At 36.4% G+C, this 2,837-nt stretch carries 3 protein-coding genes; all 3 read left to right on the top strand.

Features of this window, described 5'->3' with window-relative positions; all coding sequences use genetic code 11:
• The first annotated feature begins 293 nt into the window (after positions 1-293).
• Genes VB264_RS24900 through VB264_RS24890 form a run of 3 tightly spaced genes read left to right on the top strand, consistent with a single transcriptional unit; the run spans position 294 to position 2,685 of the window.
• Positions 294-1,301 (top strand): aminodeoxychorismate synthase component I, encoded by a 1,008-nt coding sequence (locus VB264_RS24900; protein WP_323254091.1) that lies wholly within the window; start codon positions 294-296, stop codon positions 1,299-1,301.
• Between the two features lie 4 nt (positions 1,302-1,305).
• Positions 1,306-2,199 (top strand): hypothetical protein, encoded by an 894-nt coding sequence (locus VB264_RS24895; protein WP_323254089.1) that lies wholly within the window; start codon positions 1,306-1,308, stop codon positions 2,197-2,199.
• A 6-nt stretch (positions 2,200-2,205) separates the two neighbouring features.
• Entirely contained in the window at positions 2,206-2,685 is a 480-nt protein-coding gene (locus tag VB264_RS24890) for an NUDIX hydrolase (RefSeq protein ID WP_323254087.1), read from the top strand.
• Positions 2,686-2,837 lie beyond the last annotated feature (152 nt).

Here is a 2,837-nt window from a genome sequence, read left to right as displayed (position 1 = left end):
CATTGGCACATTTTTGCCATAAAAGAACATAAAATGAAAAATAAAATACAAATAAAGAAAAGCCCTTTACAAGTCTTAAAATCAATACCCTGACGGCTATGGTGGCACACAGAACACAATATTTGACTATTTTGATTGAAAAACCATCAATAACAACATTTAACTTTGTGTTCTGTGTGCCACAGACCACGGTTTAGTTGAGTTAATATTTCTATTAGGGGGTGACTTAAGTCACCCCCTAATAGAAATATTCTAACATACATTAACCCATAGTTTATTTACTTCAACCTCCATTGTCTTTCAAATCTCAAATACTTCCAAATCAGGCCACTATCGCCATTGAACAAATGAATTTGTTGGGTCGCGACCGCAAACCTTTTCTTTTCATCATTGATTATGAGATGAAAAAGCCTATTGTGCTGCCCCTTGAGGAAGTTGAAAAAGAAGATATTTTGTATAAAATCGGGACGAAACGTAATTTCAATGTTGACAAACCTCTGCTTGAAAAACCTTCCTATTTAGAAAAATATCCGATTAGTTTTCAAGCCTATCAACAGTCGTTTGATATTGTAAAACGTCATTTGCTACGGGGAAATAGCTTTCTGGTAAACCTGACCAAGCCCACTCCTATCAAAGTAAATTTGAATTTGAAGGAAATTTTTGAACGTAGTTCAGCCGAATATCAATTGTTTTTCAAGGATGAGTTTGTGCTTTTTTCTCCCGAAATCTTTGTAAAAATAAAGGATGGTATCATTTCTTCTCATCCTATGAAAGGTACAATTTCTGCTAACGTTCCGAATGCCGAAGAGGAGATATTGAAAAATAAAAAGGAACTTGCAGAACACGCTACTATTGTAGATTTAATCAGAAATGACATTAGCATGGTAGCCGAAAAAGTATGGGTAGAACGCTTTCGATATATTAGTAAAGTACAAACTTCTGAGGGAGATTTATTACAAGTAAGCTCGGAAATTTGCGGAAAATTGCCCGAAAATTTTCATGAGCAAATCGGAACTTTATTATTCAAATTATTACCAGCAGGGTCAATCTGTGGCGCTCCTAAAGCCCAAACATTAGCGATTATCGAAGAAGCTGAAAACTATCAAAGAGGGTATTATACAGGGGTATTTGGTATCTTTGATGGCGAAAATTTAGATAGCGCTGTGATGATTCGTTTTATTGAGAAAACAGCTAATCAATCGCTTATCTTTAAAAGTGGTGGAGGAATCACGGTTTTTTCGGAAGCTGAATCGGAGTATCAGGAAATGATTGACAAAGTGTATTTAACTTCAAAACAATAGTCTTGTGTGGAAAGAAGCCATTTATCATTTATTAAAGCATCACCAAATAGCCTTTGAAACAAAGACATTAGTCTCTCCTTTTGAAGTAATTTTCCTGACTGAACATCAATTATTCATCCATTTTATTTCACTACAGACCTTTCAAACGACTGAATTAAAGCTTGATTTCTTCAAACATTTATCTGAAGATATACAAAGTCAGCACCAAAGAATTATTCACCTATGGGAGGATGTCTGGAACAGCAATTCCGACTTAGTAAGTGCCAGAATTTTGGCCATGTGCGGATATTCAAAACGTTTGAATGCCAGACATTGCTTTGTAGAAAGGATTGATAACCCAACAGCAGAGGTATTTTTAAATGCAAACCATTTACAGGGGTCAGTCAAATCAAAGTTCAAATATGGCTTGTTTCTGAAAGCTCAGTACCTTGAAAAATTCATTAAACCCACCATTATTCAGTACCTAAATCAGCCTTTGTTGATTGCCGTAGCTACGTTTAGTGCAGGTAGGGCGATGAAATATGGTGAGCGGGCGGGTACTCGTTCTTATGAACTGCTCCGCTTTGCTACACTCAAAAAACATCATGTGGTGGGCGGTATGGACAAACTGCTAAAGGCTTTTATCAACGAACACGAGCCTGACGATGTGATGTCATACGCCGATAGAGATTGGTCTGATGGAAGAAGCTATAAGACTTTGGGTTTTCAGAAAGTGGAAAACACTGATGCCCAGCAATTTTGGTTAGCGATTGACCAAAACAAAAGATTTAGTATTAATCAGGAGCAAGATTTGACTGAACGAGGTTTTATTCAGATATTTAATGCAGGAAGTATTAAATACATCAAGACGATTCATAATAATAAAGCCACTATAAACAACGATTTTCAACAAACCTAAGTAGCGATGATAGATAGAGTTCATGAGCAAGTGATGGCGCAGTATGGGGAACAATTACGTGTAAGAGTATGCGGTATTTGTGTACAAGATGACAAAATTTTAATGATAAACCATAAGGGTGTGATTGAAAATGCGGCTTTTTGGTGCCCTCCAGGTGGTGGTTTACAGTATGGCGAAAATGTAATAGAAGGGATAAAACGTGAGTTTTTAGAGGAAACTTTCACAGAGGTTTCCATCGAACATTTTATGTTTGTCAGCGAATTTATCGAGACGCCACTTCATGCTATTGAGTTATTTTTTAAAGTCAATCTTGAAAAAGGGAAGGTAGAAAAGGGCTTTGACCCTGAATTAAAAGAGCAGATTATTCAAGAAGTAAAATGGCTTAGTTTTGAAGAGATTAAAGCAAAGCCAGCGAGAGAGGTACATAGAGTGTTCTCTTTTTGTAATTCTTTGGAGGAGCTTTTGAATACTAAGGGAATGATTTAGGGTTTAGGAGTTTTAAGTTTTAAACCTTATCATTAGCGAGGGACTTAAGTCCTACTGATTACCCATAAGTTTATAAATTATTAATAATCAGATTCTTATCTCTAGCGAGGGAGTTAAGTCCCTCGCTAGAGATAAGGGCTTCAACGCTTGGT

The organism is Arcicella aquatica (assembly GCF_034928825.1).
Lineage (GTDB): Bacteria > Bacteroidota > Bacteroidia > Cytophagales > Spirosomataceae > Arcicella > Arcicella aquatica.
This window is presented reverse-complemented; position numbering and strand designations above follow the sequence as displayed.